Origin of the sequence: Gordonia otitidis NBRC 100426, from assembly GCF_000248075.1 — a bacterium.
Classification (GTDB): domain Bacteria; phylum Actinomycetota; class Actinomycetes; order Mycobacteriales; family Mycobacteriaceae; genus Gordonia; species Gordonia otitidis.
Genome location: NZ_BAFB01000035.1, coordinates 16,479 through 41,668 on the forward strand (window position 1 = coordinate 16,479; position 25,190 = coordinate 41,668).

Consider the following 25,190-nt stretch of genomic DNA (forward strand, 5'->3'; position numbering starts at 1 on the left):
GAGGTGCGGTGACGGCGGGGTGCGGTGGATCGGTCAGAGGCGGGCGAGGTCACGCCGAGGGCGACGCATCCTGCTCCGGTTGGCCGACGGATCGCGGAGTACGCATGACCACCGCGAGGATCACGCCGAGCACGCCGAGCGCGATCACCGCAGCCAGCGACGCCGCGTGGATGCCGCTGACGAACGCCTCCTTGGCGGCGTCGGCCAGTGCTCCGCCCGAGGACCCCATGTCGTGGGATCGATGCAGCGTCTCGCCGAGCGTGTCGCCGAACGACCAACCGTTGTCGTGCTCACGGAACATCAAGGTCGCGAGCGAGCCGAGAAGTGCCAACCCGAGAGCAGTGCCCAACTCGAAACTCGTCTCAGAGATGCCCGACGCCGCTCCCGAACGCTCCGCCGGTACCGATCCGACGACGACGTCGGACACCAGCGAGAACTGGATGCCGTAACCGATGCCCGCGATCGAGGTGAACACGAGATAGATCCACAACGGACTCGACGTGGTGAGCCACAGCAGGCCGAGATTGCCGACGGCGGCCAGCGCGACCGAACCGACGAACGCGGTGCGCATACCCACGAGGACAGCGATTCGGGTGGCGCCGATGGAGAACACCGCGACTGCGATCGCCATGGGCAGTCCGGCGAGCGCGGCGTCGAGGACATCGAAATCTCTCACCGATTGCAGGTACACGCCCGTGAGGTACGACATGCCGCCGAGTGCCATCATCCCGACCAGCGCCACCGACACCGCTGCGCTGAACTGCACGTTCTTGAACAGTTTCAGGTCGAGCAGCGGTGCGGCGATGCTGCGCTGGTGGACGAGGAAGATCGCGAACATCACGACGCCGACCACGCCGACGGCGGCAACGGGAGCGGTGACGCCCTCCGACGCCATGGTCTTGATGGAGTACACCACCGGCAGGATCGCGAGCAGTGAGAGACCGACACCGACGAAGTCGAACGGGTCACCTGTCCCTGCGCGATACTCCGGAATGAGTTTTGGTGCGAGCAGGAACAGCACCGCGAGCACCGGCACGTTGATCAGGAAAACGACGCCCCACCAGAAGTGGTGCAGCAGAACGCCTCCGACGACCGGGCCGATGGCCGATCCGCCCGCGAACGCCGCGGTCCACACGCCGATTGCACGGCCCCGCGCCTTGGCGTCGGGGAACATATTGGCGATCAGCGACAGGCTCGACGGCATCAGCGTCGCACCGCCGATGCCCATCAGAGCGCGCGCCGCGATGAGGATGCCCGCAGTGGGGGCGAATGCGGCGATCACTGAGGCGATACCGAACAGCCCGGCACCAGCCAGCAGTATGCGCCTGCGGCCGATGCGGTCGCCGACGTTGCCCATCGTGATGAGCAGGCCGGCGATGAGGAAGCCGTAGATGTCGAGGATCCACAACTGCTGTGCTGCGCTCGGATCGAGTGCATCGGTGATCGCCGGGATCGCGAGGTAGAGGACAGAGAAGTCCATCGACACCAGCAGCACAGGGAGCGTCAGCACGGCCAGTCCCCACCACGCACGTCGATCGGCGCCCTGCTGTTCGCGGGTGCGCTTCTCGGACGGACGGATGCGGACGGACATGACTACTGCTCTCCTCGGAATAGGTAATGAATGCATCGACGCGTGGTGGCCATCGCGGCACTCGCGTACGCCGTACGCATCGACGGTACGGTCATGAGTACGCTGTACGCAAGTGAGTTATTCCCGCAGATAGAGGAGCGAGGGTGTCCGACGAGCGTGCACCGAAGCTGACGGCTTCGCTCATCGTCGACACCGCGATCTCCGTCGCCGACCGCGACGGCCTCCCCGCGCTCTCGATGAGACGTATCGCCGAGGAGCTCGGCGTGGGTGCGATGTCGCTGTATCGACACATCGCGGACAAGGATGCGCTACTCGAGGCCATGGCCGAGGAGATTGGTCGGCGCTTTCCGTATCCCGTCGACGAGACCGGCACGTGGACGTGGCGAGAGCGGGTGGCCATCGCGGTCGACGTCGACTGGGAACTGTATCGGCGTCACCCCTGGGTGGTGCTGGCTTACTCGGCGCCGAGGTACAGCTTCGGCGTGGACGCGCTCGAGGGACTCGATTGGCTCGCCGCGGGTTTCACCGAACTCGGCGTCGACATCGCGACGGCAACGGAAATGGCGCTCGCGGTGTGGAACTACGTCAACGGCGTCGCGCTCGCGCAGGTCAGCGAGCAGTTGCTCGAAACAACGCCGGGTGAGCGTCCGAGTGGGCTCGCCGACCTCATCGACGGTCGGGTCGCGTCACGCCTGCCGCATCTCTCGACGCTGTCCGACGCCCCCGAGGCGGCACGCCTCAACGATCCGCGCGCGCTGCTCGACGCGGGCATCGACTATCTATGCGCCGGATTCGAGGCGAGAGCGGCGTCGTCGTAGGGTCTTGGGCCCGCGCTCGCTCGGGGTGCTGGTCGGCTTCGCTGGCGTGGCCGAAAGTGGGGGAAGGGTTGCGGCGCGGGGCTGGAAGTCGCGGAAGGGTCTCGCGGTGCGGCCGAAAGTGGGGGAAGGGTTGCGGCGCGGGGCTGGGAGTCGCGGAAGGGTCTCGCGGTGCGGCCGAAAGTGGGGGAAGGGCCTCTTCCGCTACTTTTGTGCTCTTCCGCTGGTTGTTTCTCGGGGAGATGACAGGAACTCGCGGAAGAGCCGCGCCAGCGTGCAGGATCCCGCGGAAGAGTTGCGCCAGCGTGCAGGAAGCCGCGGAAGAGTCGCTCCGACGTGCAGAAACCCGCGGAAAGGACACTGCTGCTCGGCCGAGATTCGCAGAACGGCTGCAGGGTGCGCGACGAAACTAGCGGAACAGCTTCCGAGCGCGCCGAAATGCGCGGAAGAGCTGCGCCGAATGTGCTTGAACGCGCGAAGGGGCTTCGTGGCGTGGCTGAGCGCCGCGACAGCGCCGCGGCGCTGGAACCCGCCAAAAGTAGGGGAAGGGCCTGTTCCGCTGCTTTTGCGCTCTTCCGCTAGTTGTTTCTCGGGGAAATGACAGGAACCCGCGGAAGAGTCTCGCCAGCGTGCAGAAACCCGCGGAAAGCCCGCGCCAGCGTGCAGAAACCCGCGGAAAGCCCGCGCCGGCGTGCGGAAGCCCGCGGAAACGCACCGCACCGCGCCGCGGCTACCCACGACCACCCACGACCACCAGCGCCGCAAGAGTCCCGCCCGGAACCCCGCCCTCACATCGCGTGCGGGTAGACCGTCAGCATGTGCGCGCCGAACCATGCGCTGCCGATCACCATCGGGACGACGACGGCCATGGCGACCGAGGTCTTCTGCCGAGCCAGCGCTATGGCCAGCGGCAACAGCAGGACGAAAGCGGGGAGCAGTAATCGTGGTCGACTGATCATCAGGCCGCTGGACAACACGATCGACGCCACGATCAGCGTTCCGTAGACCAGCACGGGCCACGGCAGGCGGGCCCAGAACGCGACGACGACCATGACGAGCGTCGTGATGATGATCCACGCCGTCGCAACCGACGCCACCTCGCCGGAGTTCACCAGGGCGTCGTTGACGAAGTTGAAGGTGACCACTCCGCCGTCGATCCGGGTGTCCCACCCTTCGGTCTGGATGCGGAACCAGCCCGTCGGAGATCCCGTGTGTGCCCAGACGACGGCCAGATACCCGAGGTACCCGAGCGGGCTGATCACGATCGCCAACCAGAGGTAGACACCGCTGCCGCGCCGTGATCGCCACGACCTCGCGTCACGATCGCGCAGCAGTGTCAGGGCTGCGGCCACCATGACCACGCCGATCATCACGACGGCGGTCGGGCGGACGGTGCCCGCGAGACACGCGGCGATTCCCGCGAGCAGCCAGTTGCGTTCGAGGACGCCCACCAACGCCCAGACCGTCAACGCGCAGAACAGCGTCTCGGTGTAGGCCATGTTCAGCACCACCGACATCGGCGTGGCCGCCAGGATCGCGACGAGATACAGGCCGACCCGCTCCGGATTGACCGACGCCCCGCGCGTCAGCGGTGAACGGTTGCCCATGGTGCGCACGCAATCGGCGCCGAGGCGCGCGGCTCCGACGGCGGTCAGGCAACCGAGCACGACGTTGAGCGAGATCGCCGCACCGAACGGCGTGACGAACGGCAGCTTGGCGATCCACCCGACGAGGTAGGGGTAGCCGGGGAAGAAGGCATATGCGGTGTCGGCGGTGTGCAAGCCGCGGGCGTCGGTGAGCGTGTACGGGACGTCGCCGTAACCGTGCTCCGCGATCGCGAGCATCCATTTGCCGTCCCACGCCGAGAGTGCATTGCCGACCGTGGTGTCGCGTAGCTGTGCGAACCGGGCGAGAACCAGCAAACCGACGAGCCGGATAGCGATGAAGACCCCGATTGCCGAGACCCAGTAGGGCAGGGAATCGTCGTAGCCGCGGCCGTCGGTGGTCTCAACTCGACGCTCGGTGGTCGCGTCGGCTCGTCCAGCGGAGGGTGCGTCGGATCGAGTCGACGGGGGTGCGTCGGCGCGACCGGCGTCGAGGGTTGCGTCGGCTCGACCAGTGGAAGGCATGCGTGGGGTCCTGCGGTGCGTGCGCACCTTCCCGACCTCGGTCTCGCTGGTCACCACAGCGATGTTAGGTGACATGTGTGGTCTGCAGCACGGGTAAGGCGTCCCGTCGCCACCACGCCGTGGGCCAGCGGAGCGTCGTCGGTAAGGTTGTCTCGGCAGTGAAGCGGAAAACCCGACGTCGAACCCTGCTGGGAGGTTATCTACGTGGCACTCGTCGTGCAGAAATACGGTGGATCATCGGTTGCGACAGCTGAGCGCATCCGTCGGGTCGCCGAGCGCATCGTCGAGACCAAGAAGCAAGGTAACGACGTGGTCGTTGTGGTGTCGGCGATGGGTGACACCACCGACGAACTCCTCGACCTCGCGCAGCAGGTCAACCCCGCGCCGCCCGCCCGTGAGATGGACATGCTGCTGACCTCGGGCGAGCGGATCTCCAACGCGCTCGTGGCCATGGCCATCAGCTCGTTGGGTGCGCAGGCACAGTCGTTCACCGGCTCGCAGGCTGGCGTGATCACCACGAGTAGTCACGGCAAGGCCAAGATCATCGACGTCACGCCGGGGCGTGTGCGCAGTGCGCTCGACGAGGGAAAGATCGTGCTCGTCGCGGGTTTCCAGGGCGTTTCACAGGACACCAAGGACATCACCACGCTCGGTCGTGGCGGTTCGGACACGACAGCCGTCGCGCTCGCGGCGGCGTTGGAGGCCGATGTCTGCGAGATCTACACCGACGTCGACGGTGTCTACACCGCCGACCCGCGCATCGTGCCCGACGCACGTCGCCTCGAGACCGTTTCCTTCGAGGAGATGCTCGAGATGGCGGCCTGTGGCGCGAAAGTCTTGATGCTCCGGTGTGTGGAATACGCCCGCCGATACAACGTTCCCGTTCATGTGCGCTCGTCGTACTCGACCAAACCCGGCACGCTCGTAGCCGGCTCTATGGAGGACATTCCCGTGGAAGAAGCGATTCTCACCGGTGTCGCACACGACCGCAGCGAGGCCAAGATCACCGTCGTCGGCCTCGAGGACCAGCCCGGATACGCGGCCAAGGTGTTCCGCGCGGTGGCCGACGCCGAGATCAACATCGACATGGTGCTCCAGAACATCTCGAAGGTCGACACCGGAAAGACCGACATCACCTTCACCCTCCCGCGCGAACTCGGTCCGCTCGGCGTCGAGAAGCTCACCAAGCTGCAGCACGAGATCGGCTTCACCGAAGTCCTCTACGACGACCACATCGGCAAGGTCTCGCTCGTGGGCGCCGGCATGAAGAGCCATCCGGGCGTCACGGCGACATTCTGCGAGGCGCTCAGCAACGCAGGGGTCAACATCGAGCTGATCTCGACGTCGGAAATCCGTATCTCGGTGTTGTGCCGCGACACCGAACTCGACGACGCCGTGCGCGCACTGCACGAGGCATTCGACCTCGGCGGAGATGAAGAAGCTGTTGTCTACGCAGGAACGGGGCGCTGACATGGGCGAGCCCTTCGACGGAGCTCAGGAACCACGAAGCGACGGGAGATGTGACTGATGGGTGTACGTATCGGAGTTGTCGGAGCCACCGGTCAGGTCGGCGGCGTCATGCGAACCCTGCTGGCGGAACGCAACTTTCCCGCTGACGAGGTCCGCTTCTTCGCATCACCGCGGTCGGCCGGTAAGAAGTTGCCGTGGGGCGACGGCGAGATCGTCGTCGAGGACGCCGCGACGGCTGATCCGAGCGGACTCGACATCGCACTGTTCTCCGCCGGTGCCACGATGTCGCGTGAGCAGGCACCGCGCTTTGCCGCCGCAGGCGTGACCGTCATCGACAATTCGTCGGCATGGCGCAAGGATCCCGATGTGCCGCTGGTGGTTTCGGAGGTCAACGGCGAGCTCGCGAAGAATCCGCCCAAGGGCATCGTCGCCAATCCCAATTGCACGACCATGGCAGCGATGCCGGTCCTCAAGCCGCTGCACGACGCCGCCGGACTGGAACGACTGATCGTGTCGTCGTATCAGGCGGTCTCGGGAAGCGGCCTCGCAGGTGTCGAGGAACTCGCGACGCAGTCGCGTGCCGTGATCGACGACGTCGAGAAGCTGGTGTACGACGGCTCGTCGGTCGACTTCCCGGCTCCGAACAAATACGTGGCGCCCATCGCCTTCGACGTCCTGCCCATGGCGGGATCGTTGGTCGATGACGGGTCGGGTGAGACCGACGAGGACCAGAAGCTCCGCAACGAATCCCGCAAGATCCTCGGTCTGCCCGACCTGCTGGTCAGCGGCACGTGTGTGCGTGTTCCGGTCTTCACCGGGCACTCGCTGTCGATCAATGCCGAGTTCGCACAACCACTCTCCCCTGCACAGGCAAACGAGATCCTCTCCGGCGCAGCAGGAGTCGAGCTGGTCGACGTACCGACCCCATTGGCGGCTGCAGGTAAGGACAACTCGCTGGTCGGCCGTATCCGGCAGGACCCGGGTGTGCCGGAGGGTCGCGGGATCGCATTGTTCGTCTCCGGCGACAACCTGCGAAAGGGTGCGGCGCTCAACACTATCCAGATCGCCGAGCTACTCGTCCGATAGTCGATTTCCACCCACGGTCCGGATTGTCCGAGGCCGTCAACCGCCCGATTGGGGTCATTTCATGTCCACGCCCACAGACACCCCAGCGGTTGCCGACAGGCTCGGCCATTACTACAAGATCGACGAGCCCTATCAGGTCGGTCGCGAGAAGGTGCGCGAGTACGCGCGTGCGGTACAGGACCACCATCCCGCACACCGCGACGAGGCTGCCGCGCATGGGCTCGGCTACTCGGGACTCGTTGCGCCACTGACGTTCACCGCCATCCCGGCAATGGCGGCCAACCGGGATCTGTTCGAATCGGTCGTCGTAGGGTACGAGACCTACGTACAGACCGAGCAGGTCTTCGAGCAGCACCGACCCATCGTTGCCGGCGACGAACTGACCACCGACGTCGAGTTGTCGTCCATCCGGCGCGTTGCCGGGCGCGATCTGATCACCGTGACCAACACGTTCACCGATGCGGCAGGGGAGGTGGTGCACACGATGCACACGACCGTCGTCGGGGTGAACGCCGACGAGGTCGACCCGTCGATCAACGACGCGGTTCGCAACATCATGGTGCACGACGTGAACGTCCTATCCGCCGACGCGTCGGATGCCGCATATCAGAAGACAGTGAGACCCGAAGGTGTGCAGGTTATTTCGACTGCGGGTATCGAACGGTCGTCCGGTGCACTCGACTTCGATTCACTGAGCGTCGGCGATGAACTGCCTGTCCGTCACGCTCGCCTCTCGCGTGGAGACCTGGTCAACTACGCCGGGGTGTCAGGAGACGGAAACCCCATCCACTGGGATGAGTCGATCGCCAAGCTTGCCGGTCTTCCCGACGTGATCGCACACGGGATGCTCACCATGGGACTCGGCGCGGGGTTCGTGTCAGCGTGGTCGGGAGATCCGGGTGCGGTGACCCGCTACTCGGTCCGACTCTCGCAGGTGGCTGTGGTGTCGGCCGCGGAGGGCGGCGACATCGAGTTCACCGGCCGGATCAAGTCGCTCGATCCCGAGACCCGCAGCGGCGTCGTTCTGGTCGTGGCGAAGTCGGGCGGACGGAAGATCTTCGGCCTGGCGACGATGAACGTCCGCTTCGCTTAAACCGCCTCGTCGGCGGGCACTTTCACACTCGGCAGGGCGCGCTGAAAACAGTCCGCCCTGCGACGCCACGGCGAGAACTATGACTATGAGCGCGTATGCGCAATTCCGGCATACCGGTCCGCGATGGAGTCCTGGCTCACACGCCCACATTACTGTGCGGTAGGTTACTGGCCATGACACGGATTCGGGGATTCATCTCAGGTTGGCGGGTTCGTCGTGCGACGCGACGGTCCACGGTGGCGCTCACGGCAGGGGCGCTGGCTCTCGGAGCAGCGACAGCGGCGGTCGGCCCCGCCCACGCGGCCGACTTCTACACGCCACCCGCACAGTTCTCGGCGACCCCGGGGGCGATCATCCGCAGCGAGCCCAGCCCGCTACTGCTGCAGATTCCGGGCTTGAGTAATCAGTGGCCGGGAACGGCGACCCGGATCATGTACACCTCTCGTTATCAGAACGGGTTGCCTGCAGCGGTGACCGGGACCGTCGTCGAGCCGACCGCGCCGTGGAAGGGTAAGGGGCCACGACCCACAGTCGTCCTCGGACCGGGCACCATCGGCCAGGGTGATCAGTGCGCGGGATCGAAGCTCATGAACCTGCCCGTGGCCATCGATCCCGCCAAGCCGAGTCTCGCGATCAACTACACCGCGCTCGAGATGAACCTCCTGCTGATCAACGGCGTGCGCGTCGCGATCACCGACTACATCGGGATGGGCACGCCCGGCATCCACACATACGTGAACAGGGTCGAGACCGGACAGGCCATGCTCGACGCTGCTCGCGCGGCATTGAAGGTCGAGAAGGCCCCGGCCAACGCTCCGATCGCCTTCTCCGGGTACTCGCAGGGTGGCGGGGCGTCGGCGTCCGCGGCCGAGCTGGCGTCGACGTATGCACCAGAGCTCAATGTGAAGGCCAGCTACGCCGGTGCACCGCCGGCCGATCTGTCGAAGGTGATCAACCAGATCGACGGCACATTCATCGTGGGCGGTATCGGATATGCGATCAACGGTCTCGAGGCCCGGTATCCGGAGCTCAAGAGCGTCATCGACCAGGAGACGAATCCTCGGGGGCGGCAGGCGCTGAAGCAACTGTCGACGCAGTGCATCGCCGACACCGGACTGGCCTTCGGATTCCAGCGAACCAGTGCGTGGACCCGTGACGGCAAGCCACTCTCGGCGGTCATCAACAGGCATGCGAACGTCAAGAAGATCGTCGACGAGCAGCGAATCGGACGGCTCAAGCCCAATGCGCCGGTCCTGCTCGAGGGTGGTATCAACGATGACGTCATCCCGTACGGTCAGGTCGCGCAACTCGATCGTGACTGGCGGGCGCAGGGCGCCGATGTCCAGATGATCAGCAACACGATTCCGCCGATCTTCCCGGGACTCGTCGTCAACCATGCGCTGCCGATGGTGGCCACGCTGTTGCCCGCGACGAACTTCCTTCTTGCGCACCTGAACAACTGATCTGACGACGGACACGACGATGCCCACGACCGCTCAGGCCGGGGGCATCGTCGTTGATCGAGCCGTGAGACTATGCCGTGGATGAGGTCTGGTGGCGAGGCCCGACCCTTTCATGGTCGGCGTGGTGTTCAGCGACGCGGTCAGGTTGACGACGCCGCACCCCGATGGACGACCCGATCACCAGCAGCACACTCGCAACGTACGCGGCGAGCGCGTAGGGCAGGGGTCCGATCCGACCGCCACTGGGGGCCACGCCGTCGACCGCTGCGAAGTAGTCGGGAAGTGCACTGATCCAGAGAACTGCTGCGACGAGCAGGTAGATCACGCAGCAGATGACCGGAAACCATTCGCGTGCAAGGGCTTCGGGTAGTGCGGCAGGATCGGTCCGGCGTGCGCGGTAGGCGCGATAGAAGGCCACAGCGGTGATGATCGCCAGAATCGCGACATAGGCCCACGCCGAGGCAGCGCGGCCGACCAGCAGTGAACCGCCGAGAAGGTCGACGATCGTCGGGGGAATCGATCCGACGAACAGTACGGGCCACACCAACACACTCGTCACCACGACGTCGCGGACGATATACCACCCGCTGCGGTGGGGAATTGCGCACAGCCACCGGGTCACCAACGCGATGCCGAATGGGAGCATCACGCTGAACGCGCTCATGTTCAACAGAGGGATGCCACTCAGCGACGGGTGAGCTGTCGAGACCTCCTGGTTCCACACCCACCACTTCAGTTGCGGCCCTAGACCATCGACGACTTGGTACAGGCAGTGGAAGACAAAGGCCACGCACGCCGCCGACACGAAGATGTTGTTGCGCGAGAAGATCCCGGTCCGCTGGACGAGCGTGTACGCCACGTAGAGATACACCGGATACATCGCGATGATGTACAGCGGCAGACGGTCGTAGAGGAACTGCACGGTGAACAGGTTGTGGGCGAACGTGAGTCCGAGCTCGTCCTCGATACCGAACCACTGCGGAAAGTAGGCGATCGGCTCGACTACGAGTAGCGCGAGGATGCCACTGCACCACACCACGAGGTTCGACGCGTCGTGCTGCGACCGGTACCAGCGTACGGCGTGGACCAAGCATGCGAAGAGTCCGATCACAAGGGTCGCCTCGATGACGGGCAGGGTCCAGTTGTCCAGGTCCGCCGGGTTGGTGATGGTGATGAACGGGTTACCGTCGCACCGGACGCCGTGGAGAGTGGCCGACAATCGTGCGTACTCGGCTGTACATGTCTGCATCGTGCACCTCAGGATTGGTGGTGTCGTGACCCGACAGCCCGATCATACGAGTGTGTGCAATATGTATGACCGGTTTCGCGAATTCTCGTGGAACAGCACATGCGACGATGGACCGATGAGGACACGAGGGTGGGGCGGGAACCTACCGCGCACCGAAGACGAAGCGCGCGAGCGTATCGTGGCTGCCGCGATGCGGTGTATCGATCGATCCGGTCCGGCCAAGGCGACACTCGCCGACGTCGCTTCTGAGCTCCAGGTCACCAGACAGACCGTATATCGCATCTTTCCGACGACAGCGGATCTACTGACCGCTGTGGGCGAGGCGGGCGCTGATCAGTTCCTCGACCGACTCGCTGATCACGTCGCCGACATCACTGAGCCGCGCGATGCCCTCGCCGAGGCAATCGTCTACACGCTCGGCAGACTGCCGGAGGAGCCGTACATCGGATTGCTCGTCCAGGTCGGGGAGAACGAACTCTTCAGCTGGGGAGTGACGTCGTCACGTGCGATGGAGTTCGGGACATCGGTACTGCGCCGCTTCCCGATCGACTGGGCTGCAGCAGGATTCGACGACGACGAGAAGCTCGACGGTCTCGCAGAGTTCATGCTGCGAGTACTCATGTCCTTTCTGCAATATCCCTCTGATCCTCCCCGGAGCCCGGAGCAACTGCGTGCCTATCTTCGACGCTGGCTCGGTCCCGCAGTCGACTTCGGGCCCGCAGACGGCACACCCGCGCGGTAGGCCGCTGTCGAGAGGATCCTCAGGGCAATGAGATCTTGAGCTTCTCGGCCATCACCCGCACCATGTGCTGGACGCCGATCTCATTGCGGCCCAGCACCATGTGGTCGTGCTGGCCACGCCGGACGCCTTCGCCGCACTGCGGCAACATGGTGAAGTCCTCGTCTCTGACTGCTGCGTGCACCTGCGCGAAGATGCCGTCGTACATCTCTGTTTGCTCTGGGGTTGTCGCGGGGTAGCGGGCCATCCAGCTGTGTCGGACCGTGCAGGTCGTCGCCGAGTCTGCGGGCAGGATGTCGATGACTTCGACTCCGACCGGGCTATTCGCGAGGATGAGATTGGGATAGACCCAGTAGATGATGCCCATCTGTTGAACGGGGTCCCAGTTGTCGGCGGGCTCGGTGCCCTCGAGCTGGGTGATCCAGTTGAACGGGAAACCGATTCGGTGATGCACACCGAACTCGTCGTACACATGGGTGTTGGCCAACGTGTTCATGCCGATCACGCTGTTGCCGTGGACAAAAGGAAAGTGGTAACCCTCGGCGAACGCCTCCAGCGCCCCTTTCCAGCTCACCTCTGAGGTCAACAGTCGCTCGTCGTGATAGCCGAAGGCCTGGTAATTCCACTGTGCCAGTTCGGAGTCCATGGGTCCCAGGTGAGCATCGAGGTCCATCTCGGCTTCGGCTGTCAGCACGGCCCAGATGAAGCCATGGCGTTCCTCGCTGGGGAGCTCGACGAGTCCGTACTGATCACGGTTCATCGACTCGAATCCCGCTGCCCCCGGGACGCCCTTGAGTCTGCCGGTGTTGTCGTACACCCAAGCGTGGTAGGGACAGGTGAACCTGCGCGCATTCCCCGACCCGCATGCAGGCATCGCCCCTCGATGGCGGCAGTAGTTGAGCAGGACATGTGCCGTGCCCTCGCGATCGCGGGTGATGAGAAGAGAGTCGCCGATCACCGAACGCACGACATAGTCGAAGGGGTTGGGGATCTGGGCCGTTGCGAGGACGGCGATCGGCACGCGCCGAAGGATGCTCGATTCCTCCAGATCGCGAAGTGTGTCGTCGCTGTAGTAGTCGAGCGGTACCCGCAGTATGTCCGGGGCCATGTCGGTGGTCTGAGACAATGCCAGATCGAGTGCGCGGCCGGTCAATTGCCAATCGAGTTGCGTCGGCTGCGTGGCGACATCGGGGCTGGTGGTCATCGGGTGAATCCTCCTCGGAGGTTGTCTGATGATGACCATACGCCGATGTGGGTTAGTGTCTAGTCATGTTCGGCAAGTTCTCCGGCGTTGTCGTAGGCGAGCGTCATGGCGGTTGATTGGACGCGATTCGCAGAATTCGTGCGTGACGAAATCGTCGACGCTGTCGAGAATTTCGTCGCGGACGAGCCGGGGTGTCGTCCACAGCGCGCGGCGATTCACGACCTTCACACCGACGGGCTGGTGATCCTGTTTCCGACGATAGCAGTGGCCAAACCCGGCGAGGACGTGTGGTCGCCGGATGAGTGGGCATCGCAACGTGATTCGACGCGGAAGGCCGATCGGTGGGCGGCGCGGCTGACTGCCCACGCGGGCTCGGGCTGGGCGGGCTGGCCAGATGTCATCCACGGCTTTCGCGAGGGCATCGCTTCGGGATGTCGTGCCGCGAGTGCCGAACTGATCGAATCGGACCTTGTCGCAGAGGAATTCGTCGCGGTGGCGCTGGGCGACGACGAGCTCGTCGCCGCATGCCTGACGCCCGCCCGCCTGGACAGAGAGTTTCCGGCGGTGGCGGCTCGTCGGCACGGTTCCACGCGGATCGGCGCGATCGAGCCCGCCCGAGGCGGTAGGGTCGTCGCGCAGCAGGACGTCACCGTCGGGGTGGACACGGAACCGGTGTCGTTTTCGATGCTGGATTCGATCGATCTGGCGTCGTTCACCGACAGTGAAGCGCTCGCCGCGATCGCCGGGCCATACCTCGGTACGCGAAAGAACGGGCGACTGACATATCAGCCCCTGGAGCGGATTCTCTTCGAGCGCCCGAGACTTCACGATCGACTGATGAGCCGACTGACACCCGCCGAGATGTATCCGATCGACGCCGACGATCTGCCTGTGGCGGTTGCTGCGCTGTCGTCGGGCTGGCCGTTCATTCGGAGACACGCGGCCATCGTTCTCCTGAGTGCGCACCTGTGACGCCATTTGGTGAACGTCGACGCGCTGCAGAGGTGGATGGCCGCGTGCGAGGCCGGAGTGCTCAGATCTTGAAACTCCCCGCAAACGCGCGCAGGGGCAGATCGTTGCTCGTGATGATGCCGGGCCGCGCCTCGACCACAGACCGAATCGAGTTCAGAGCGGGTAGCCCGGTCACGGTCATTCCGATGGAGGCGAAGTTCTCGGGTTTGGACAGGTCCATGTCCGCCCTGGGGAAGATCATGTGTTTGCTGTAGATGCTCGGGTCGCCGGTGATCTGAGTGATGTAACAGGCCTTGATATCCCACGCCGGATCGGTGTGCGGGGTCATTTGCCATTCGAGGTGGGTCTCGACGCGCGGCACCCCGTCGACCATCCCCTGATACTTGATGTAGTTGGCACCGAGAGATCCCTTGGGTAGGAAGTACCACCCGAGATCGACGTCCTTGGTACATGCGCCGAGTTCGTAAGAGTACTTCACCTCGTCGAGCTCCAGACCGAATGCGTCGGCCATGAGATACACCGAGTCGGCGAACACCGCGGTGTACTTGTACAGCGAATCGGGGATTGACGGGTCATCGACGGGTAATCCGTAGCCCACTGCTTTCCAGGTGTCCACAGAGTGGTGGCATGAGACGTCCACCGACTCGGTGACGGTGACGTTCTCGATCTCGGCGACATCGGCGCTGTGCACGATACCGAGGATCTGGCAGAGTCCGGGATTCATGCCCGTGCCGTAGAACGTGGAACCTCCGCGTTGGCACGCAGCCTCGATGACCTCGCTGACCTTGCGTCCGGAAGGGTGCTGCCAGTTGGTGTCTCGGTGATACCCGGTGATCCAGTCGGCGGTGGTCACGACGTTGATTCCTGCCTCGAGTACCTTCTCGTAGAGGTCCTCGTCGGGGAAGACGCCGTGGAATGTGAGCACGTCGGGCTTTGCCGCGATGATCTCCTCCACCGTACCGGCGGCCGTCACGCCGAGCGGTGGTAGCCCGACGATCTCGCCCGCGTCGCGGCCGACTTTGTCGGCCGTGTAACAGTGCAATCCAACGAGTTCGAGGTCGGGATGGTTCTGGATTCTTCCGATCATCTCTGTTCCCAAATTACCTGTGGCGACCTGGAATACGCGGATGGCGGGGGAGGTACTCATGGATGGTCCTTTCGTGTGGACGTAGTGCTCAGGCGGTTGCGGCAATGGCCGAGGGATGCAGCGGAACGATCGCGCCGCTTTCAGGCCGGGCGGGATCCCGGCCGTACGAGGAATCGCCCCCGGGATAGAACTGCACTGCCCAGTTGCGTAATGCGGTGAAACCCTTGAACTCTCGTTGAGAAAGTGCGGGCGGGTCGGAATAGCGTTGGTGCGACCAGATCTCGACGTCGTTGTCGAACTGCTCGACGACGAGGTCGGTCATCACCTTGCCGTACTTGGTCAGTTCGGTGGCCTGTTCCTCACCCGGCTTCTTGCCGATCCAGACGGTGAAGCGTACGTCGCAGGTGGATTCGTCGACCGGCGTCACCGCAGGCATCGTCCGGTTCTCGACCATGCCCCATGACTTCGTGATCGAACAACCCAGTCCAGCGTTGACGGAATAAACGCCGCTGGAGGCTGTTTCGAGTGTGACGCCCTCTTCGAAAGCGATGGTGAAGTCGACATAGGAGACGGGGCCGTCGAAATCGTGCCGCGTGAACTCGGGCATGAACGGTGTCTGGTGTACGAACTTGAAGTGCGCGAAGTCGACACCGTTCTCCATGATGTACTGCGGATGGAGCTCGCGTTGCTTGTGGAACAACGTGCCGCCGGGGATCGGAGGGTAATAGTTGTCGGCGTCGCTCGGGTCGTCGCCGAAGGCTGTGAACATGTCGGGTACTTCGAAGTACGGCGGACGGGAATCGACGTCGAACCAGATCCAAACCGCATGGTTGCGCTCGACGACGGGGTAGCTGCGAATGCGCCTGCCCTTGTTGGGGCGCTTCTCGTACGGGATGCAGACATTGCGTCCCTGTTCGTTCCACTGCCATCCGTGGAACGGGCACACCAGATTCTCGCCCTCGACCCGACCGCCGTATCCGAGATGCGCGCCGAGGTGCTCGCAGTAGGCGTCGAACACCGACAATCTCCCCGACGCTGCGCGCCACGCGACCATGTCACGTGAGAAGTACTTCATGGTGTGGACGTCGCCGATCGCGATCTCGTTCGACCAGGCGACCTGATACCAGCCGGTCGGTTCCATCGACAACGGGGTCTGTGCCATGTGCAAAACCGTAGAACCCTCTGTGAAAGAATGCAAGAGGGTTCTGTGTAAATATCGCCGGGCGGTTAAACTCGGTCAGCATGAGCGAGGCGACGACCACCCCCCGACGCGCGAACAAGCGCGGTCAGGCGACGCGCGACAGCATGATCCGGGCCGCCATCGCGGCGCTGGCGACAGGTGATCCGACCGCTGTGTCGGGCAACCGCATCGCCCGCGAGATCGGCGCCACCTGGGGTGTGGTCAAGTATCAGTTCGGCGATATCGACGGTCTGTGGGCGGCGGTTCTTCGGCACACGGCGGACGAACGCGGCGATCTGCCGGCGAACGTCAAACCCGGTGGCACATTGGAGGAGAGGGTGTCGGCCCTCATCGACGCAATGTTCTACGGACTGACGACGCCCGAGGCACGCGCGATAGAGACACTACGCGCGGCCCTACCGCGCGAGCACGCCGAACTCGAGCGCGAATTCCCGCTCACCGCAGCAGAATTGGCATCGTGGAAACCGAGTTGGGATGCAGCGTGCGAACGTGCTTTCGCCGATCTCGACCTCGACCCGCAGAAGGTTCGCCAGATGGCAGCCCTCATCCCGGGAGCGATGCGTGGACTCATCTCCGAGCACACGTTGGGCACATACGGCAACCTTGACGACGCCCGTGCGGGAATGGTGGGTGCCATCGTCGCCTATCTGTCTACAGTGACCCGGTGACATTGCTGCGTCGTCGGTGGACTGCTGTTCTCATCGGCCTGCTCGTTGCCTCGGTATGCGTGGTTTCGGTGTCCACCGGAATCGCGCTCGCGGCTCCCCGGCCGAGTGGTTCGGCGGCACCGGCTCCCGGCCCGACGATGGGCCTCGGTCCCGTCGGGACGTCGCTGATGCACGGCGATCTCTGGTCGTCGGACTCGACGCCGTTCGCCGGGCCCGGGGTGAGCGCGCACGTCGCCGCGTCGTCGGTGCCGGGCGGCGCATGTGCGGCCACATTCATCGGCGGTGACGGGTTTCCGGTGTCGCTGTGTACCCAGTACGTCGGTACGGCTCCGCTCAGCGTCGCGGTGGCGACGGTGACCCTCTTCGACCCGAAGACCGCGGCCCCCATCGCCCGTAGGCAGCTGACCAAGGGTGGACTTCTCGGTGGTGTGTACGGGTATCTGGACGACCGGGACAGGGTCGTCGTCGCCGACGGTTCCGGTGCGATTCTGCGAGTGGCACACAGACATTCGTCGCAAGGGTGGCAACTGTATGTCGACGACCGTATCGATCTGGCAGCTCATGTGCCTGCGGGAGATTCGGTCACGGCTCTCGCCCCCGACTTCGCCGGCCGAACGTGGTTCGTGACCACACACGGTGTCGTGGGAACGGTCGATGACGCTCGGCGCGTTCGATCGATGCACTTGCCGGCGGGTGAAGATCTCGGTAACGGTTTGTCGGTACGTGCGACAGGGGTGTCGGTGATATCGACACACGCACTGTACGAGATGCGTGCCGCTGCCGACGGAACGCCAGAAGTGTTGTGGCGCCGAGAATACGACCGCGGCCCGGCACGCAGGCCCGGCCAGCTGACCTGGGGATCCGGAACGACGCCCACCTACTTCGGACCGGGTGGCGACGGATGGGTCGCGATCGTCGACAACGCCTCCCGACCACAATTGATCGTCTACGACAGCAACAACGGCGAAACAGTCTGCCGCATCCCCGCATTCGGCTCGTCGGGTCAGGGCACAGAGAACTCGCCGATGGCGTGGGGGAACTCGCTCATCATCCCGAGCACATACGGCTACCAGTACCCACCCATGGCCGTGACCGGGGCGAGCATTCCCGGGGACGCACCGTTCGTCGGCGGATCGACTCGCATCGACGTCACGGCCGCCGGCTGCCGTCGGGTGTGGGAGAACGGAGACCGGCTGGCGTCGCTGCCCCGGCTCTCACGAGCCGACGGACTCATCCACGGTCTCGGCTACGGGCCGTACCGTCCCGGTGCGATCCAACAGGTCGGGCCGATCGACTACATCGCCACCGACTTCGCGACCGGCGCCCGTGTGCGGACCCTGCACGTCGGAGAAGGTCCGGTCGACGAGCCGCTCGAATTGACGGGAACCATTGGTCCCGACGGCGCTCTCTGGCAGGCCACGGCGACACGGATGATCAAAGTCGCACCGCGCTGAGGTGCGAGGCGTGGCTCCGGAACACGTGTGTGCGGGCCGCGTCGTGGTGGTGGACCGATTCGGGGATCTGCCGGGCGCGGCGCGGGTGTGCGGGAACTAGGGGAAGGGTTCGTTCCGCGGGTTTTGTCACTTTCCGTGGGTTGTTTCGCGGGGAAGGGGCGGGAACTGGGGGAAGAGTTGTTTCCGCGGGTTGTGTCGCTTTCCGCGGGTTGTTTCGCGGGGAAGGGGCGGGAACTGGGGGAAGGGTTGTTTCCGCGGGTTTTGTCGGGGCGCGGGGCTGCGTTGACTGCCTGGCTGCGCGGGTGCTGGAAGGGGTCTTTCCGCGGGTTGTGTCGCTTTCCGTGGGTTGTTTCGCGGGGAAGGGGCAGGAACTAGGGGAAGAGTTGTTTCCGCGGGTTTTGTCGGGGCGCGGGGCTGCGTCGACCGCCCCGCGGCGCGGGACCGGCTTCGCAGCGGTCACCGCGCCGCGATCCCGTCGTCTGACGGCGGGGCGCGGATCTCAGGATCGCGCTGTGCCGGCAGTGCGACAATCGTGACCATGACCGACCCCGACGACCCAGATCGCGTACCAACCCAGGCTGAGCTCGACGCCGAGGACCTGGCAGCGATCGAGCGTCGATCGAAGGACAAGGACGAGGCGATGCTCTACCCCTCGCGGCCGGTCGATCCCGGTCCGCCGCCGCGCGCGTTGACGGTCCATGCGCGCGTCGCGTTCTGGGGCGCGGCCGTCGCAGCGATGGTCTCGTTCGTCTACGGCCTCGTCAATATCGGCACGATCGAGGGCTTACTTCGCGATCGGTTGCGAGAGGGCGTCGCGAGCGACCCACGCAACGCGGCGCCCGCCGATCGCATCGACTCGCTGGCGAACTTCTTCCCGGTGTTCATGTTGGTCATGATCGTCGTGTTCCTCGTCGTCGAGTACGCACTGCTCGTCGGAGCGGCGAGTCACCACAGCCGCAACTGCCGGAACTTCTACCTCGCGGCCGTCGTCGTGAATCTGCTCTGCATCCCCAGCGGCATCGACCTTCTGTTCCGTTACCCCGATCTGTGGTCGGCGATGCCGATCATCGGGTGGTTGCAGTTCGCCCTGTTGGTGGTCTCTGCGCTGTGCACGATCCAGAAGTCCGTCAATCGGTGGCTGCCACAATCGACGCGGATGCGACCGACCAGGATGCTGCGGGGTAGCTGAGGGGGTTCCCGACCCGGGCGGCGGAATCGGCCCGCTCAACCAGCGGGCACGAACTCACCCAGCGAAGAACAGCGAACCGAACGTCACCGCGGTGCTCGCTGCGAGAAGCCCGACGATCACCGCTCCGGACCTGGCCGACGCGATCAGTGGAGCCGCCTCGGGTGTTTCGGCGGTTGTCGTCGTTCCGGCGAGCGGCTGGTCCTGAGATGGGCCGGGGGCGCTGCCAGGGTGAACGTCCGTGGTGACCACCGACATGAGCGTCTCCTCACTCCAGATGTCGTCACGAAACGGCTGCCATGACGCTCTGTGGTCGACAGTAGGTCTCAGCGCACATCGCTGACCAGCGCGAAAGAGTTCTGATACCTCAACAGCAACCCTTGGTAACGAACCGATCACAAGGTCCCCGGGGACCCTGTACAAGCCACTGACTTTCGCATATCTCGTAAATGGATGGTTAGCTAAGAAGATGAAGCGTCTTTCTCGACGATCCACTTACCACTCGTCGGTGCTGTCTGCCGAAGATCTGTCGATGGAGGTCGTCATGCAGTTCGCCCCGGTCCGCCGTCTCTCGGACGGTGCGCTCGCGGCTGTCGAATTGCAGGTCCGTGGTCTTGCCGGAAGCGCGATGGGCACGGCAGAGTCGTTGCGTCGCGCAGCTCGACTCATGGAGCAGAAGGCTGCACTCGACAAGCAGAAGATGGTCTTCGCCGAGTCGCCGCAGGCCGACGAGCTCGCCGAGATCCTCCCGGTCCTCATCGCCATCGACATGGATTCCATTGCGGTCGACGACCTCGAGGCGCTCCCGACCCCGCCGACATTGCAACGACTGGTGTTCTCGGTCTCACCAGCACAGTTGCTCTCGCGTCCGCACGAGATGCTCGCCGCCGTCGCGGCCGCGCGCAGTCGCGGCAGGGTGATCTGCGTCGACGGCATAGGCGTTGACCCGCATGCGATCTCTATGCTGCCGCTCATCGAACCGGACGTGATCATCACTGGACCGGAACTGCTCTCGGTGACCACCGAACCCGACATGGCCGAGGTGGCGCACGCACTCGCCGCCCACGTCGAACGAAGCCACGCCGTCGTTGTCGCGGAGGGAATCGACGACGAGAAGTCGCGATCAGCGGCCCTGACGATCGGGGCGACCCACGGCACCGGCAAGCTGTATCCGGCGGTAGCCAATCCCTCAGAACTACCTGACGATGAGGTCGTGCCCTTCCCCGAGGCGCCGGTCTGGTCGAGTCCCGCCCCGGCGGCCGACACGCCCTATGGGCTGGCGTCCGGTCTGTCCGAGCCGCGGCGGGGAACCAAGCGGTTGCTGGTGGAGATGAGCAAATCCCTGGAGTCGCAAGCGGCGTCGGCAGGGCAGGCGATGATCGTGGTCGGGACATTCCAGCACGCCAAGCACTTCACCGAGGTGACAGCCTCGCGCTGGCGTGAACTCGCGGATGTCACCGGATTCGCGGGCGTCTACGGGGTCGGTTTGTCGCACATGGTCGACGGCAACATCCGGCACGCGCCACTCGATCCGGCGGACGATCTCGTCAACGAGTGGACCGTCGCTGTGCTCGGCCCGCACTTCGCGGCATTGCTCTCGGCGCGCGATCTGCACGACGACTGCGCGGACCTCGAACGCAGCTTCGATTTCGTGCAGTCCTACGACCGACTCACCGTGACACAAGCGGTCCACAGCATCCTGACCCGGTTCTGCTGACGAAGGGAGGGGAGTCAGACGCGGCGGCGTCGACTCCCTCCCTTCGTCCGAAACGCCGGCCCGCAGGGTGGTGTCGATCCTCAGGACAGGGCTGCGATTTCCTTCGTGAACGCGGCCTCGTCGATTCGAACGCTACGACCGTCGGAGATCACTACGTCGCCGTCGACCATCACGATGTCGACGATCGAGCGCGAGCCGGTCGTGAGCAGTGATGCCCCCGGATCACGCACCGGCAACGTCGCGTAATCGCGGTCGAACCGGACAAGCGTCAGGTCGGCCGGTGACCCGACGCTGACGCCACCGATCACCTCGGGCAGCCCGAGCGCCACATTCGCTCCGCCGCAGGCGATGTCGAGCATCGTCTCGAAACCCATGAGGTCGGCGCGTTTGTGCGCCGCACGCTGTAGATACGCTCCGACCCGGAAGGTCTCGAGCATGTCCTGGGTGTCGTTGCTGGCTGCGCCGTCGACGCCGAGTCCGACGCCGAGGCCGCGGTCGAGCATCGCTGGGACAGGTGCGATGCCGCTGCCGAGCCGCATGTTCGACAACGGATTGTGCGACACGGCAACTCCACGCTCGGCAAGTATCGACTGTCCGACGTCGTCGAGCTCGACACAGTGCACGGCGAGTACCCGGTTCCAGAGGAAACCGTTCGAGTCGAGGTATTCGACAGCACCGAGCCCCGCGTGCTCGAGGCACATGACGTCATCGGTCGGCGTCTCGAGTAGATGGATCATCACTGACATGTCGCGTTGCTGTGCGAACTCGCGCAGCGTGATCATTCCGGTCTCGGTGACCGATCGGGGATTCGGCACGGCCAGCGCGACGGTGATCGGGGAGTCGGCGACCTGATTACGCAGATGGTCGACGTGATCGAGCACGTCGGTGAGCGGTTGCATGAGGCGCGGCTCGAAACCCCACTTGCGGGTGGCATCCGGCCTGTCGGCGACACCGCGCCCGAGGACCGCGCGGATCCCTGTGTCCTGCAACGCTTGGATGACCGCACCGTGTACCTCATCGGACGGATGTGGCCACATGTGCTCCACAACGGTCGTGGTGCCGGATCGAAGCATCTCGAGGCTCGCCGCGACCGCCGCCGTGTAGGCGCGCTCCGGCGTGATCGCGACCGATTCCTCACCAACCGCGAGCAACCATTCGAGCAGCGGGGTGCACTCGGCGATGCCACGCATGAGCGACTGCTGCAGGTGCGTGTGCGTATTGACGAAGCCGGGGATGACGTAACCACCGGTCGAGATCGATTCGCCTGGAGCATGTTCCGACGACGCATGAGCAGTGATGGATTCGACGACGCCGTCGACCACGCGTACGTCCTGGTGCTCGATCCAGATACCCCCGCTGTAGACCGAGGTGTCGGAGAACACCGATGCCCGGTGTCCTCCGACGGTCACTCCGGTCGTCACTTGGCGAAGTTCGCGGCGATGCGCTGGGCGATGTAGTCGCCGCCGGTGATCGGCGGGTACTTGCCTGCGGCGCTTTCGATCACGGCATCGGTGTTCGCCTGCGCGAAGTACGCGATCGTGTATCGCGGCCCCGTGTACTCGCCACGACGCGGTGCGCGCACGCGATGGAAGTTCGACGGCAGACGGTCGTCGGACCAGCGCATCAGCATGTCGCCGATGTTGCAGGTGATTGCTTCATCGGAGGGCTCGACGGGCGTCCAGGCCTGCGACGAGGCCTCGGCTCCCGGCAGTACCTGCAGGCCACCCTGGCCCGCGCGCTGGAACAGCAGCGTCAACGCGTCGAAGTCGGTGTGTGCGCCCGCACGCCAGACGTTCGGCTCATCGAGCATGGCGTCGGGGAAGGCGTAGTAATGGAGCAGACGTAGTGTGCTCTGGTAGGTCGCTGTGCTGGGATCATGTGCGCGAGTGAAGAATTCGCGGTCGAAGCCGAGCTTGTCTGCGAAGCACCCGAGGATGTCCATAGCGAGCTTCCAGCACTTGTGCTCGAAGTCGAGGAGAGTCTGGCGGAAGCCAGCGAGCTCCTCCTCGGACGGCCACAGGCCCTCCATGCGGGGAAGCGTGAGCTGGTAGGACTCCTTCTGGTCCGGTGTGCCCACCGACGGGCGAACCTGGCTGGAGAACTCCCAGCCCGCGTTCTGCCCCTTCTTGAGTGGGAACTGCTCCTTGATCTCACGCGGGAGCTCGAAGAATTTCGCCGACATCTCGAAGGCGTGGTTGACCTCGGCCATGTCGATGCCGTGGTCGACAACCTGAAAGAATCCGATGTCTGTTGCAGCGGACCACAGTTCGTCGGCGATCTGCTCGCGACGCTGTTCGAAGTCGGCGAGGCTGATACGCCGGACCTCGCGATCGGTGGTCTCGGTGCCCAATCCACCCATCTGCGCTTCGCGGTTGAGCTCGGTCATTCCGTAGGAATCGGATTCCGGGGAGGATGCAGCGGCGGTTGCCGAAGTGGTGTTGCTCATGGTGTGTTCTCTCTTCACGAATGAGATCGCGTGCGCTTTTCGACGCGGGACCCGAGAGAAGGGCCGTCACGGACGCGAACATCGGGACTCTTCCCCGTTGCTACACGTGATCTCGTGGGAACAACGATACGACAGGCGGAGCGGCTGCGCCACTCGAGAGTCCGGCGACGGGCGAGGTCAGACGACCGGGAGTCGGAGGGTCTGCTCGGGGCCCGCATCGATCGACACCGGGGTCGGGCGCATACCGCCGCGATAGTTCGTCGATCCTCCGGAGACCACGAGCCGTAGCCGGTGGCCGGGGCCGAAGCGATGGACGACTGCGGGAAGAGTGATGGTCAGCGGGTGGTCGGGATTCGAAATCCGCACCGGAGCAACGAGATTGCCGACCGTTGTCGATACTCCCGCCGCATCGACGTCGACAAGCCGGGCGAACAGTACGAGTTGGTCGGCGAGAGCCGCGCTGCTCGTCTTCGGTGCTCGCACACGCAACCGCAGTGTCGGTGTTCCGACGACATCGAGGGCGGCAGGCAGCGGAGCGGTGTCCCACTGTGCGAAGGTGCCCGCGACATCGCGTTCGGGGGCGCTGATCAGTCCGAGCGCGTCGGGCTTGTCGTGTGAGGTCGGCAGTCCTGCAGGTGGCGTGGTCAGCCGCGCGGTGCCCCGACTCGGCATCGACGAGGAGGGCACCAGGCCGTTCACCCCGGAGAGGGCGAACTCCTCGCGGTCGCCGACGTCGACAGTTGTGGCCGTCGCATAGGCGGGGGTCGCGATGCCCCGATAGTCGATCCAGTTGCGGAAGTAGGCAAAGGCGGGGCCGGTACCGGTACCGATTCCCTTCAGATAGTGGTCGAGCCACGCCGTGGCGCGATGCATGACGTACTGGCCATCGGGGTCGGGCTTGTCAGACGAGAAGTCGCCGGGAGCGGGCGATCCCGAGTGTCCGCCGGAGAACCAGATCATCGACGTGGGGACGCCCCTCGCCAGCAGTCCGCGGTGGGTGGCCAGTGCTTCTCGGAGAGTGAACAGGGTGTCCTGTTCGCCCTGCACGAGCAGTGTGGGAATGGTGATGCGATCGAGGAACGAGGCAACCGAGCCCCGTCGGAATCCATCCAGGATCGACGGGTCGACTGTTCCGGTCGTGGCCGATTGGACGAGCGCGTCGCACACCGCCGCAGGAAAGTCGGGGCACCCTGCCAGTCGTTGCGGCTCGACAGCCGCGTGCTGGACACCGGAGACGAGTCCTCCGGCGACCAGGGTGGCGCTCCAGTTGAGCTTGACCGCACCCTGTGTCGGGGTACTGACACCGACCGTTTGGCCGGTGTTGTTGGGCGACAACGAATACGAGAGGTCGTTCCAGGTCGCCATCGGCACGATCGTGTCGATTCTCGGATCGACAGAGGCGGCGGCGAACTGGATGTGGCCGCCGTAGGAGCCACCGATCATGCCGACGCGCGGATCGTGGGAGCTGTGGGCGCCCCGATGGTCGACGCTGTCGCGCTCGACGACGTCGAGTACGGGTGCGGGCGTCGTGTGTGCGGCGTCGCGGAAGGCGATGCCGTTCGTGCCGCCCAGATAGCTGACGAGTCGCGACGCGGCGTCGCCGTCCGGGGTCGGACTGTC

General features: G+C 64.7%; 21 protein-coding genes. 11 read left to right on the forward strand and 10 right to left on the reverse strand.

The features are described 5' to 3' along the window. Nucleotides 1–49: 49 nt before the first annotated feature. Nucleotides 50–1,591, reverse strand: coding sequence for an MFS transporter (locus tag GOOTI_RS03735; RefSeq protein ID WP_007237230.1), 1,542 nt, complete (start codon nucleotides 1,589–1,591; stop codon nucleotides 50–52). 143 nt (nucleotides 1,592–1,734) lie between these two features. Between GOOTI_RS03735 and GOOTI_RS03740 the strand changes: the two genes are divergently transcribed. Next, entirely contained in the window at nucleotides 1,735–2,409 is a 675-nt protein-coding gene (locus GOOTI_RS03740; RefSeq protein ID WP_007237231.1) for a TetR/AcrR family transcriptional regulator, read from the forward strand. Nucleotides 2,410–3,194: 785 nt separating this feature from the next. Here GOOTI_RS03740 and GOOTI_RS03745 read toward each other — a convergent pair. Then, nucleotides 3,195–4,610, reverse strand: a complete 1,416-nt coding sequence (locus GOOTI_RS03745) for a putative hexosyltransferase (RefSeq protein WP_007237232.1) — start codon at nucleotides 4,608–4,610, stop codon at nucleotides 3,195–3,197. A 129-nt stretch (nucleotides 4,611–4,739) separates the two neighbouring features. Here GOOTI_RS03745 and GOOTI_RS03750 point away from each other — a divergent pair, with 129 nt between their 5' ends. The 4 genes from GOOTI_RS03750 (at nucleotide 4,740) to GOOTI_RS03765 (ending at nucleotide 9,647) form a co-directional block, all read left to right on the forward strand. Further along, nucleotides 4,740–6,005 (forward strand): aspartate kinase, encoded by a 1,266-nt coding sequence (locus tag GOOTI_RS03750; protein ID WP_007237233.1) that lies wholly within the window; start codon nucleotides 4,740–4,742, stop codon nucleotides 6,003–6,005. A gap of 57 nt (nucleotides 6,006–6,062) precedes the next feature. Then, the gene (locus tag GOOTI_RS03755; protein WP_007237234.1) at nucleotides 6,063–7,091 is read left to right on the forward strand and encodes an aspartate-semialdehyde dehydrogenase; all 1,029 of its coding nucleotides are present in this window, start codon (nucleotides 6,063–6,065) and stop codon (nucleotides 7,089–7,091) included. 61 nt (nucleotides 7,092–7,152) lie between these two features. Then, nucleotides 7,153–8,184 (forward strand): fused (3R)-hydroxyacyl-ACP dehydratase subunits HadA/HadB, encoded by a 1,032-nt coding sequence (locus tag GOOTI_RS03760; RefSeq protein WP_007237235.1) that lies wholly within the window; start codon nucleotides 7,153–7,155, stop codon nucleotides 8,182–8,184. Between the two features lie 173 nt (nucleotides 8,185–8,357). Next, nucleotides 8,358–9,647 carry a lipase family protein gene (locus GOOTI_RS03765; protein WP_039993321.1) on the forward strand — a complete coding sequence of 430 codons (1,290 nt, stop codon included), beginning with the start codon at nucleotides 8,358–8,360 and terminating at the stop codon, nucleotides 9,645–9,647. A 70-nt stretch (nucleotides 9,648–9,717) separates the two neighbouring features. On the opposite strand, the gene GOOTI_RS03770 is transcribed toward GOOTI_RS03765, so the two are convergent. Next, a complete protein-coding gene (locus tag GOOTI_RS03770; RefSeq protein WP_007237237.1) occupies nucleotides 9,718–10,896 on the reverse strand; it encodes a hypothetical protein in 1,179 nt (392 codons plus the stop codon). A gap of 115 nt (nucleotides 10,897–11,011) precedes the next feature. Here GOOTI_RS03770 and GOOTI_RS03775 point away from each other — a divergent pair, with 115 nt between their 5' ends. Beyond that, the gene (locus tag GOOTI_RS03775; RefSeq protein WP_007237238.1) at nucleotides 11,012–11,638 is read left to right on the forward strand and encodes a TetR/AcrR family transcriptional regulator; all 627 of its coding nucleotides are present in this window, start codon (nucleotides 11,012–11,014) and stop codon (nucleotides 11,636–11,638) included. A 19-nt stretch (nucleotides 11,639–11,657) separates the two neighbouring features. On the opposite strand, the gene GOOTI_RS03780 is transcribed toward GOOTI_RS03775, so the two are convergent. Next, nucleotides 11,658–12,839 carry an aromatic ring-hydroxylating oxygenase subunit alpha gene (locus GOOTI_RS03780; protein ID WP_007237239.1) on the reverse strand — a complete coding sequence of 394 codons (1,182 nt, stop codon included), beginning with the start codon at nucleotides 12,837–12,839 and terminating at the stop codon, nucleotides 11,658–11,660. Nucleotides 12,840–12,944: 105 nt separating this feature from the next. Here GOOTI_RS03780 and GOOTI_RS24630 point away from each other — a divergent pair, with 105 nt between their 5' ends. After that, nucleotides 12,945–13,811 carry a hypothetical protein gene (locus GOOTI_RS24630; RefSeq protein WP_007237240.1) on the forward strand — a complete coding sequence of 289 codons (867 nt, stop codon included), beginning with the start codon at nucleotides 12,945–12,947 and terminating at the stop codon, nucleotides 13,809–13,811. Nucleotides 13,812–13,872: 61 nt separating this feature from the next. Here the strand turns inward: GOOTI_RS24630 and GOOTI_RS03790 are convergent, their stop codons facing one another. After that, nucleotides 13,873–14,958 (reverse strand): NAD(P)H-dependent amine dehydrogenase family protein, encoded by a 1,086-nt coding sequence (locus GOOTI_RS03790; protein ID WP_007237241.1) that lies wholly within the window; start codon nucleotides 14,956–14,958, stop codon nucleotides 13,873–13,875. Between the two features lie 28 nt (nucleotides 14,959–14,986). Next, entirely contained in the window at nucleotides 14,987–16,060 is a 1,074-nt protein-coding gene (locus GOOTI_RS03795; RefSeq protein WP_007237242.1) for a Rieske 2Fe-2S domain-containing protein, read from the reverse strand. 80 nt (nucleotides 16,061–16,140) lie between these two features. Between GOOTI_RS03795 and GOOTI_RS03800 the strand changes: the two genes are divergently transcribed. From GOOTI_RS03800 to GOOTI_RS03810, 3 genes are all read left to right on the forward strand, one after another. Beyond that, nucleotides 16,141–16,767 carry a TetR/AcrR family transcriptional regulator gene (locus GOOTI_RS03800; protein WP_007237243.1) on the forward strand — a complete coding sequence of 209 codons (627 nt, stop codon included), beginning with the start codon at nucleotides 16,141–16,143 and terminating at the stop codon, nucleotides 16,765–16,767. An 80-nt stretch (nucleotides 16,768–16,847) separates the two neighbouring features. Next, nucleotides 16,848–18,221, forward strand: a complete 1,374-nt coding sequence (locus tag GOOTI_RS03805) for a hypothetical protein (protein WP_085949766.1) — start codon at nucleotides 16,848–16,850, stop codon at nucleotides 18,219–18,221. A gap of 538 nt (nucleotides 18,222–18,759) precedes the next feature. After that, a complete protein-coding gene (locus tag GOOTI_RS03810) occupies nucleotides 18,760–19,410 on the forward strand; it encodes a hypothetical protein (protein WP_039993323.1) in 651 nt (216 codons plus the stop codon). 54 nt (nucleotides 19,411–19,464) lie between these two features. Here the strand turns inward: GOOTI_RS03810 and GOOTI_RS03815 are convergent, their stop codons facing one another. Then, nucleotides 19,465–19,665 (reverse strand): hypothetical protein, encoded by a 201-nt coding sequence (locus tag GOOTI_RS03815; protein ID WP_007237246.1) that lies wholly within the window; start codon nucleotides 19,663–19,665, stop codon nucleotides 19,465–19,467. Between the two features lie 286 nt (nucleotides 19,666–19,951). Here GOOTI_RS03815 and GOOTI_RS03820 point away from each other — a divergent pair, with 286 nt between their 5' ends. After that, the gene (locus GOOTI_RS03820) at nucleotides 19,952–21,124 is read left to right on the forward strand and encodes an EAL domain-containing protein (RefSeq protein WP_007237247.1); all 1,173 of its coding nucleotides are present in this window, start codon (nucleotides 19,952–19,954) and stop codon (nucleotides 21,122–21,124) included. An 80-nt stretch (nucleotides 21,125–21,204) separates the two neighbouring features. On the opposite strand, the gene GOOTI_RS03825 is transcribed toward GOOTI_RS03820, so the two are convergent. The 3 genes from GOOTI_RS03825 to GOOTI_RS03835 all read right to left on the reverse strand — a co-directional run. Beyond that, nucleotides 21,205–22,545 carry an amidohydrolase family protein gene (locus GOOTI_RS03825; RefSeq protein ID WP_227922355.1) on the reverse strand — a complete coding sequence of 447 codons (1,341 nt, stop codon included), beginning with the start codon at nucleotides 22,543–22,545 and terminating at the stop codon, nucleotides 21,205–21,207. Next, nucleotides 22,542–23,570, reverse strand: coding sequence for an isopenicillin N synthase family dioxygenase (locus GOOTI_RS03830; RefSeq protein ID WP_007237249.1), 1,029 nt, complete (start codon nucleotides 23,568–23,570; stop codon nucleotides 22,542–22,544). Before GOOTI_RS03830 ends, GOOTI_RS03825 begins: the two co-directional genes overlap by 4 nt. A 177-nt stretch (nucleotides 23,571–23,747) precedes the next feature. After that, nucleotides 23,748–25,190 (reverse strand): CocE/NonD family hydrolase C-terminal non-catalytic domain-containing protein (locus tag GOOTI_RS03835; protein ID WP_007237250.1); only part of this gene is annotated, 1,443 nt, incomplete at its 5' end.

Excerpts from the sequence above, each read along its gene's own strand:
- GOOTI_RS03735 (WP_007237230.1), bottom strand. The coding sequence starts at position 1,591 with ATGTCCGTCCGCATCCGTCCGTCCGAGAAGCGCACCCGCGAACAGCAG.
- GOOTI_RS03745 (WP_007237232.1), bottom strand. The coding sequence starts at position 4,610 with ATGTCACCTAACATCGCTGTGGTGACCAGCGAGACCGAGGTCGGGAAG.
- GOOTI_RS03755 (WP_007237234.1), top strand. The coding sequence starts at position 6,063 with ATGGGTGTACGTATCGGAGTTGTCGGAGCCACCGGTCAGGTCGGCGGC.
- GOOTI_RS03760 (WP_007237235.1), top strand. The coding sequence starts at position 7,153 with ATGTCCACGCCCACAGACACCCCAGCGGTTGCCGACAGGCTCGGCCAT.
- GOOTI_RS03765 (WP_039993321.1), top strand. The coding sequence starts at position 8,358 with ATGACACGGATTCGGGGATTCATCTCAGGTTGGCGGGTTCGTCGTGCG.
- GOOTI_RS03770 (WP_007237237.1), bottom strand. The coding sequence starts at position 10,896 with ATGCAGACATGTACAGCCGAGTACGCACGATTGTCGGCCACTCTCCAC.
- GOOTI_RS03775 (WP_007237238.1), top strand. The coding sequence starts at position 11,012 with ATGAGGACACGAGGGTGGGGCGGGAACCTACCGCGCACCGAAGACGAA.
- GOOTI_RS03780 (WP_007237239.1), bottom strand. The coding sequence starts at position 12,839 with ATGACCACCAGCCCCGATGTCGCCACGCAGCCGACGCAACTCGATTGG.
- GOOTI_RS24630 (WP_007237240.1), top strand. The coding sequence starts at position 12,945 with ATGGCGGTTGATTGGACGCGATTCGCAGAATTCGTGCGTGACGAAATC.
- GOOTI_RS03790 (WP_007237241.1), bottom strand. The coding sequence starts at position 14,958 with ATGAGTACCTCCCCCGCCATCCGCGTATTCCAGGTCGCCACAGGTAAT.
- GOOTI_RS03795 (WP_007237242.1), bottom strand. The coding sequence starts at position 16,060 with ATGGCACAGACCCCGTTGTCGATGGAACCGACCGGCTGGTATCAGGTC.
- GOOTI_RS03800 (WP_007237243.1), top strand. The coding sequence starts at position 16,141 with ATGAGCGAGGCGACGACCACCCCCCGACGCGCGAACAAGCGCGGTCAG.
- GOOTI_RS03810 (WP_039993323.1), top strand. The coding sequence starts at position 18,760 with ATGACCGACCCCGACGACCCAGATCGCGTACCAACCCAGGCTGAGCTC.
- GOOTI_RS03815 (WP_007237246.1), bottom strand. The coding sequence starts at position 19,665 with ATGTCGGTGGTCACCACGGACGTTCACCCTGGCAGCGCCCCCGGCCCA.
- GOOTI_RS03820 (WP_007237247.1), top strand. The coding sequence starts at position 19,952 with ATGCAGTTCGCCCCGGTCCGCCGTCTCTCGGACGGTGCGCTCGCGGCT.
- GOOTI_RS03830 (WP_007237249.1), bottom strand. The coding sequence starts at position 23,570 with ATGAGCAACACCACTTCGGCAACCGCCGCTGCATCCTCCCCGGAATCC.